Origin of the sequence: Halomonas sp. MMSF_3323, assembly GCF_030733595.1 — a bacterium.
Taxonomy (GTDB): domain Bacteria; phylum Pseudomonadota; class Gammaproteobacteria; order Pseudomonadales; family Halomonadaceae; genus Halomonas; species Halomonas litopenaei.
Map to the genome: position 1 here is coordinate 1 of NZ_JASHIT010000073.1, position 7521 is coordinate 7521.

Sequence of the window (7521 nt, forward strand, 5' to 3'; positions counted from 1 at the left end):
TGACAACGCGGCTGACAACGCGGCTGACAACGCGGCTGACAACGCGGCTGACAACGCGGCTGACAACGCGGCTGACAACGCGGCTGACATCTCGATAGATAACGCGTTATACCGTTATCTTGTGTGGCGGAAAGTGCCATCGGATGAACGATCAACGGCGCCCACAGGGCGCCGTTTTTATGTCCTAGAGAAAGAGACGGCTCGGGTCTGGCGCCGGCATTGCAGGTCAGACGACAAGTCGACGAAAGGTCAGGTTGATTCGCTCACCCGGAATCTTGCGTGGCAGCAGGGCGTGTTCGAGCTGTTCCTGGCAGCCGGGCCCCATCCATAGCAGGCTGCCGCTTTCGAGCCAGACGTTGAAGGCCGCGGACGAGCGGTCCTTCCAGCGAAAGCGCATGGGACGGGTCGCCCCCAGGCTGATGGAGGCGATGGTAGGGCAATCGCCAAGTTCCGCTTCGTTATCGCAGTGCCAGCCCATGCGGTCCTCGCCGTTGCGATAGCGGTTGATCAGTACGCTATTGAAGGCGCTGGTCGGTGTGCTCTTTTCGACGGCCGAAAACCGTTCGAGCAGGCCATTGAGACGATCACGCAGGGCCGCCACCGACGGATGCCAGGGGCAGGGCGCGAAGTCCCTGCCGGAGTAGCGATAGGCGTGATCGCCCATCCATACCTGCTGGCGGGGAATGGGATGACTGCGCCCGTAAAGGGTCAGTTCGGGCTGCTGCCAGTCGAGTTCCTGGCGCAGCCTATCCTGCAGGTCGCTTGCATCGGGCTCGCTTATGAGCCCGGGCAGGTAGTAAAGCGGTGGGGTCTCGACCAGGGTTTGGGATGGCGCTTCGTGTAGCAATTTGAACAGCGCTTTGGGGTCATGTGGTGGCATTCAAGCAGGATGCCAGTGAAGGCTGGCTGGCGCCACCGATCAGGAGCGGTGGCGCTTTTTCTGGAGATGCGGGCGAGATGCGGGCGAGCGGCAGTGATGCCCCCGAGGCGGCGTCAGTGGGACGCCGCGATCAGCAGAGTGGTCGAGGAAAGCCCGAGGCTAGCCAGGGCCATGCCATAGCCAAGCGCCGCGCCGGCAAGGACGTCACTGTAGTAGTGCAGTCCCAGGCCCACCCGCGAGATGGCGATCAAGCCCGCCAGGGGCAGCAGCCAGGGCAGCAATGCGGGGCTGTGTACTGCGACCAGGGTGCAGAACATCACCGCGTGCATGGTGTGGCCGCTGGGGAAGCTGTAGCGGTCCCTGGCCGGTTCGTTGCACTGGATGCTGCCGCCAAAGGTGATGAAGGGCCGTTCTCGACACAGACGGGTCTTCAGCAGCTTGTACACCGCGATCGCCACCACGGCGGTGACGGTGTATTCGAGCATCAGGCGCAGACCGATATCGCGGCCGTGGATCGCCGGCAACGCCACGATCAGCGCCACCCAGATCGGCCAGTCGCCCAGCTTGCTGGAGATCTTCAAGGTGGATAGCCAGGGGCGGTGAATGCTGAGGCCGGCGGTGCGCTGGCACAGTTGCCACTCGAGCATATCCAGGCGGTCGAACATCTGCGGGATTTTAGTGGGCATGTCACATCTCCCTGGCGGTAAGTCGTCTTCTAGCGTCTTTTGTCGTCATGTGTCGTCATGTGTCGTGCTAGGGCCCGCTTCCTGTGGCCTCCACGCCGCCGCTCGGGCCGGCGGCGGGGTGTTCAACGAGCGATCTAGGCCTTGGCGGGGTCCGACAGGCCGGTTCCCGACGTCAGGGCTTGGTGATGGGCGTCGAGGAAGGTCTGGGCGATGGATGGCCAGCGGTAGGCCAGGGCGCGTTCCCGGGCGGCGCGGCCCAGGCGGGCGTAGCGTGCCTGCTGCTGGCATAGCGCTGTCGCCTGCTGACGGAATTCGGCGTTGTCACCGGCGGCGACGCTGACCCCATCCTTGTCGGTGGTGATCAACTCGGCGCCGGCCGCGTGGCGGAAGGCTACGACCGCCAGGCCGCTGGCCATGGCTTCGAGAATGACGTTGCCCCAGGTCTCCGACAGCGAGGGAAAGACGAAGATGTCGGCGCTGGCGTAGTGGATTTGCATCTCGGCGGAATCGATGAAGCCGGTAAAGATGGCGTCCGGCAGGGCCTTTTCCAGCGATGCCCGCCCGGGGCCGTCGCCCACCACCACCAGGCGCATGTCGGGGCGCGCCTCGAGCATGTCGAGAAAGGTGTCGCGCAACAGCTCCAGGTTCTTCTCTGGCGCCAGTCGGCCCACGTAGAGCGCCACCGGCTGGTGCTGGCCGACACCCCAGCTGTCGCGCAGTTGCTGACTACGCTTGGCGGGGGTGAAACGATCGCCTTCGATGCCGCGTGCCATGACGCTGACGCGCTCGAAGCCTCTTTGCGCAAGCTCCCGGGCTTGCTGATGGGTCGGTACCAGGGTCGCCGCACAGCGATTGTGAAAATGACGCAGGCGATTGCGTACCAGTGGCGCCAGCCACGGCAGACCATAGTCCTGGCAGTAGTGATCGAAGTTGGTGTGCCAGCCGCTGACCACGGGAATGTCCAGCTTTTCTGCCGCGCGCAGCGCTGACCAGCCCAAGGGGCCTTCGGTCGCTACATAGATGGCGTCGGGACGATTGTCGCGCCATAGCCTGCGCAAACGACTGGCGGAGGCCCAGCCGATACGCACTTCCTTGTAGCGCGGCATCGACATGCCGCGTACACGAAGTTCGTGGGCCATCCCGGTGGCGGGTTCGGTGGAGCCGTCGACGGGGGCCGGCCGGACCAGCTGCAGCGTCACGCCAAGAGCACGCAGTTCCTGGCTGATGCGCCCCAGCGTATGGGCGACCCCATTGATATCAGGAGACCAGGTTTCGCTGACCAGACAGATGCGCATGGAATTCCTCGTACCGGTCGGGCCCCGTATGGCCCGCTCCCGAGACAGAGTGATGCTCCAGCATGACATCTCTAGGTCAGCGATATGAACAGGCTGTTACGGTGTCGATGGGGCCGGGCGACGGACAAGCGCATTGCGCTTGCGTCGACTCGGCCCGCAGCGCTCAGCGAAGGATGGTGTCCGGGTCGATGGGCTTGCCGCCATGGCGCATGTCGAACAGCAGATCGTGGCGGCCGGTCGAGGCATGCTTGCCGACCACGCATAGTGGGGTGCCGCGGCTGACCTGTTCTCCCTGCTTGACCAGCAGGTCGTCACATAGCGCGTAGACACTCTGCAGGTTATCGGCGTGGTGCACGATCACCACCTGGCCCAGTTGCCGCATGCCGTCGGCGAACCGCACCTGGCCATCGGCAACGGCCTTGGCCCGGGCGCCCTCGTCGGTGGCCAGCAGCATCGGCTGCAGGCTGCCGCGGCTGTCCTTGCCGTAACGGCGCACCACCCGATAGTCGTCCAGCGGCCAGGGCCAGCCACGAGCGTTTGAGGCGACCGGACCGGGATCCGGCAACGAAGCGGAGCGAGAGGGGCTGGACGTGCCTGAGCTGCTGGACGTGCCTGAGCTGCTGGCGACCGATCGGCTGGCCAGCGGCACCTGGATCACCTGGCCGACCTTGAGGTCGGTGGCGCGGACGCCAGGATTGGCACTCTGGATGCGCTGAGCGGTGGTGCCGAAGCGCCTGGCAACGGCGCTATAGGTGTCGCCGGGGCGGATCTGATAGCGATAGGGGCCGCCGGACGGCGCCCGCTCCTGATGAGAGGGCACCAGCAGGCGCTGACCCACGGCCAGGTGGCGGGCGTCGACACCCGGATTGAAGCGCTGCAGCCGCAATAGCGGTACGCCGGCGCGGCGGGCGATGGAGCCGAGGGTGTCGCCGCGCTGCACGCTGATCCAGTCGCCGGCAATGCTGCTGCCGGCGACGCTGGCGCTGCGTTGCGATGACGTCGGGGATGCCCCCTGACCGGCGCAGCCGGCCAGCAGCAGGGCGATCACCAGCGGTGCGAGTCGAGTGAGGCGTCCTTGTTCTGCCACAGGGCGTTGAGCCATGAGTGGAAGCGTTCCTTGTAGTGCGGGTCGTCGTGATAGCGCCCCTCCAGCATCCACGGCGCCACGTCGAGGCGGCGTGCATCAAGGCGAATGGCCTTCTCCTGGCCGCACAGGAAGCGCCAGAAGCTGGGTTGGCTCGACTGGTAGTCGATGGTGAGGTCGATGATGGCGTCGAGACGATCGCCGAGCAGGTTCAGTACCTGGGCGATGCCGCCGGCCTTGGGGCGCAACAGATGGCGAAAGGGGCTTTGCCTGGCCTCGCGCTTGGCCGGGGTGAAACGGGTCCCTTCGACAAAGTTGATGATGGCAATGGGAACGTCGCGGGCACGCTTGCACATGCGCTCGGTGGCCTTGCGATCGCGTTCGGCCAGGCGTGGGTTGGCGGCCAGGCGCTCCTTGCTGTAGCGGCGCATGAAGGGAAACTCCAGTGCCCACCAGGCCATCCCTACTACCGGGATCCAGATAAGCTGCTGCTTGAGAAAGAAGCGTGGCATCGGGATCTTGCGATGAAACGCCATCATCAGCAGGAAGATGTCGGTCCAGCTCCGATGGTTGGACAGCACCAGGTACCAGGCGTCCGGGCTCAGCCCCTCGGGCACCGACATGCGAAGGTCGGGCTTGATCCAGTGACGCATCCACCACAGGTTGAAACCGATCCAGTTGAGGGCGATGGCGTTGAGCCCGGCCAGCACGCGCCGCTGCCAGCGTCGCCCGGGGGTGACCACCTTGAGCAGGGTCAGGATCACCAACGGGATGGTCCAGAATAGCGTGTTGCCAACCAGCAGCAGAACGCTGATCAGGCCCTTGAGGGTCGACATTCCTTGGATAACCTCGCAACAGCAGATAGAGCGGGTGTCGCCTGGCCGTGACAGTGGGCGAGGCAGGCCCGCCAATCCTAATGGATCCGGTGCCGGCTGCCCAGTGCGAGGGTCCACGGCCATGTCAGCGTCATGCTTCTGAGAGGGTCGGTGTCTCGATATTGTCGACCAGTACCTGGAGCATGGCGCGGGCGGCCACCGACAGCTCGTGGGGGTTCCAGGTGACCACCCCCACGGCGCGCTCGATGACGGGATCCTTGAGTGGGCGGCAGACCGCGCCGGCCTCCTGCATCTGACGCAGGCACAGCGAGGGCACGGCGCTGACGCCCAGGCCATTGGCCACCATGCGTCCGACGCTGGCGAGCTGATGGGTCTCGAAGGCTACCTTGAGGGCCCCGTGTCGGGCACCGAGCTGCTGCTCCAGCAGGCGGCGTACCATGGAAGGCCGCTGCAGCGCCACGAAGTCCCAGCTCATCAGGCTTTCCCAGTCGAGGCTTGAATGCTGTACCAGAGGCGAGCGTGGGGGCAGCACGGCCACGAAGCGGTCGTGAAACAGCGGAGTGAAGTGCAGGCTGCCGGTGGCCTCCGGCTCGAAGGCGATGCCCATCTCCACCTGGCGCTGGCGCACCATGTCGATCACCTGCTCGTTGACCACGTCATGTACGGTGACGTTGATACGCGGGTGCTGGCGGTGAAACACCCCCAGCGCCGGGGCCAGCAGATTGCCGGCAAAGGCCGGCATGGCGGCCAGGGAGAGCCGTCCAAGTTGCAGGGTGAAGCGTTGGCGCAGGGCGTCCTCGGTGTTGTCCCATTCCACCAGCAAGCGTTTGGCCAGCGGCACCAGGGACTCACCTTCGGGGGTCAGGCGGACGCTTCGGGTCGTGCGGATCAGCAGTCTACCGCCTAGGCTGTCCTCGAGACCCTTGATCGCCAGGCTCAGCGCCGGCTGGGAGAGGTGGAGCTGTTCACAGGCCTGGGTGAAGCTCAGGGTTCTGGCCACCGCCAGAAAGGCACGCAGTTGCTTGACGGTCACGACATGCTACCAAGGTCAAATTTATTTAAAGATATAAATAATCAATAAAGAAAACAAACTTAACAAATATATGGGGGCGAGCAACACTGCCTTCAGTGCTACCTTGAGGCAGGGCGGGGCACCGGAACGGTGCCGGTTCGCCACCTCTCCTTTCACTTTCATCGACAGACGAGGCGCCCCACATGGCCGGATTCGACAAGCGCGTGTATTCCTATGAAGAGGCGATGGACGGCATCGAGAGCGGTATGACGGTGCTGGCCGGAGGCTTCGGTCTCTGCGGCATTCCGGAGAACCTGATCGCCGAGATCAAGCGTCGCGGGGTCAAGGACCTCACGGTGGTCTCCAACAACTGTGGCGTCGATGGCTTTGGCCTCGGGGTGCTGCTGGAGGATCGTCAGATCAGCAAGATCCTGGCCTCCTACGTGGGCGAGAACGCCCTGTTCGAGCGTCAGATGCTCGACGGTGAGATCGATGTGCAGCTGACCCCGCAGGGGACCCTGGCCGAAAAGATGCGCGCCGGCGGTGCCGGTATTCCCGCCTTCTACACGGCAACCGGCTATGGCACCCCCATCGGTGAGGGCAAGGAAGTGCGCGAATTCAACGGTCGCCACTATATCCTCGAAGAGGCCATCGTCGGTGACTTCGCCATCGTCAAGGGCTGGAAGGCCGATCGCTACGGCAATGTGGTCTATCGCAAGACCGCCCAGAACTTCAATCCCATGGTCGCCACCGCCGGCAAGATCACGGTGGTCGAGGTCGAAGAGATCGTCGAGCCGGGCGAGCTGGATCCGGCCGAGATCCACACGCCCGGTATCTACGTCGACCGCCTGATCCAGGGCACCTTCGAGAAGCGTATCGAGAAGCGCACCGTACACCAGGGCTGATCAGGCGCATCGCCCTGACGCAACGACTTCTCCAAAGAACAGCAAAGAGGCATCAAGATGGCACTCACTCGTGAACAGATGGCGCAGCGTGTCGCGCGCGAACTCGAAGACGGCTTCTACGTGAACCTGGGCATCGGCATTCCGACCCTGGTGGCAAACTATATTCCGGAAGGCATGGACGTGATGCTGCAGTCCGAGAACGGTCTGCTCGGCATGGGGCGTTACCCCACCGAGGAAGAGGTCGATCCGGACATGATCAACGCAGGCAAGCAGACCGTCACCGCGCGTCCGGGGTCGGCGATCTTTTCCTCGGCGGAGTCCTTCGCGATGATTCGCGGTGGTCACGTCGACCTGACGGTGCTGGGCGCCTTCGAGGTCGACCAGAACGGCAACATCGCTTCCTGGATGATCCCGGGCAAGCTGATCAAGGGCATGGGCGGAGCCATGGACCTGGTGGCGGGTGCCGAAAACATCATCTGCACCATGACCCACGCCTCCAAGGACGGCACTTCCAAGCTGCTGGAGTCCTGCAGCCTGCCGCTGACCGGTGCCGGCTGCATCAATCGTGTGCTGACCGATCTGGCCTATCTGGAGATCGATAACGGCGCCTTTATCCTCAAGGAGCGGGCACCGGGCGTCAGTGTCGAGGAGATCAAGGAAAAGACCGCCGGCAAGCTGATCGTGCCGGATGACGTCCCGGAAATGGTCTTCGACTGACCAAAACGCCCTTTGACCAGCGTCACCCTTGCCGAGCCAGCATGTTCTGCTGGCTGATACCTTGAGCGAGAACAAGGTTTTGGCACCCTCGCAGCGGGGGGGGGGG

At 64.1% G+C, this 7521-nt stretch carries 8 protein-coding genes; 2 read left to right on the forward strand and 6 right to left on the reverse strand.

The genetic code is table 11. The features are described 5' to 3' along the window. Positions 1–226 precede the first annotated feature (226 nt). The 6 genes from RBB39_RS22355 to RBB39_RS22380 form a co-directional block, all read right to left on the reverse strand. The gene (locus RBB39_RS22355; RefSeq protein ID WP_052704239.1) at positions 227–880 is read right to left on the reverse strand and encodes an alpha-ketoglutarate-dependent dioxygenase AlkB; all 654 of its coding nucleotides are present in this window, start codon (positions 878–880) and stop codon (positions 227–229) included. Positions 881–993: 113 nt separating this feature from the next. Continuing rightward, positions 994–1566: a phosphatase PAP2 family protein gene (locus tag RBB39_RS22360; protein WP_045991476.1), complete on the reverse strand. Its 573-nt coding sequence runs from the start codon at positions 1564–1566 to the stop codon at positions 994–996. Positions 1567–1700: 134 nt separating this feature from the next. Next, entirely contained in the window at positions 1701–2861 is a 1161-nt protein-coding gene (locus RBB39_RS22365; RefSeq protein WP_045991475.1) for a glycosyltransferase family 1 protein, read from the reverse strand. 163 nt (positions 2862–3024) lie between these two features. Continuing rightward, positions 3025–3963 (reverse strand): LysM peptidoglycan-binding domain-containing protein, encoded by a 939-nt coding sequence (locus RBB39_RS22370; RefSeq protein WP_083970213.1) that lies wholly within the window; start codon positions 3961–3963, stop codon positions 3025–3027. After that, on the reverse strand, positions 3906–4781 hold the full coding sequence (locus tag RBB39_RS22375; protein WP_045991474.1) for an acyltransferase: 876 nt from the start codon (positions 4779–4781) through the stop codon (positions 3906–3908). The genes RBB39_RS22370 and RBB39_RS22375 overlap by 58 nt, the downstream gene beginning before the upstream one ends. 130 nt (positions 4782–4911) lie before the next feature. Beyond that, positions 4912–5814: a LysR family transcriptional regulator gene (locus RBB39_RS22380; protein WP_045991473.1), complete on the reverse strand. Its 903-nt coding sequence runs from the start codon at positions 5812–5814 to the stop codon at positions 4912–4914. Between the two features lie 182 nt (positions 5815–5996). On the opposite strand from RBB39_RS22380, the gene RBB39_RS22385 reads away from it, so the two are divergent. Then, the gene (locus RBB39_RS22385) at positions 5997–6698 is read left to right on the forward strand and encodes a CoA transferase subunit A (RefSeq protein WP_045991472.1); all 702 of its coding nucleotides are present in this window, start codon (positions 5997–5999) and stop codon (positions 6696–6698) included. A gap of 57 nt (positions 6699–6755) precedes the next feature. Then, a complete protein-coding gene (locus tag RBB39_RS22390; RefSeq protein WP_045991471.1) occupies positions 6756–7415 on the forward strand; it encodes a CoA transferase subunit B in 660 nt (219 codons plus the stop codon). The last annotated feature ends 106 nt before the right edge of the window (positions 7416–7521 follow it).